The following is a 343-nucleotide window of genomic DNA, read 5'->3' as shown; positions in this document are numbered from 1 at the left end:
GCGCCGACCTCGCGTCGGGTGTAGGTTGGGTTAGGCGCACCGAGAAACGCCGCGGAGGGCACAGCGTCGAACGCGCCGTAACCCAACACGTCCGGTCCTCCAGGCCGCGCCAAATAATTCAGGAACTCGATTCATACCTCTAGACGACCCCCAGCCGCACCCCCATGCGGCGCTGGAAATCTACGACTACCCAGGCGGCTACACCCAATACGATCAGGGCGACGACTGGATGCGGGCGCGCATCGAAGAACTCCATGTGGATTACGAGACCGTAAAGGGCAGCGGCAATGCCCGTGGCCTGGCCACCGGGGCGCGCTTCAAGCTGACCAAGTATCCCCGCGAC

General features: G+C 63.8%; 1 protein-coding gene. It reads left to right on the top strand.

The window, feature by feature from the left end; all coding sequences use genetic code 11:
• Positions 1-133 precede the first annotated feature (133 nt).
• The coding region (locus tag E1958_RS22230) for a contractile injection system protein, VgrG/Pvc8 family (RefSeq protein WP_424945102.1) at positions 134-343 on the top strand (210 nt) is incomplete at its 3' end.

Origin of the sequence: Candidatus Thiosymbion oneisti, assembly GCF_004359955.1 — a bacterium.
Lineage (GTDB): Bacteria > Pseudomonadota > Gammaproteobacteria > Chromatiales > Chromatiaceae > Thiosymbion > Thiosymbion oneisti.
This window is presented reverse-complemented; position numbering and strand designations above follow the sequence as displayed.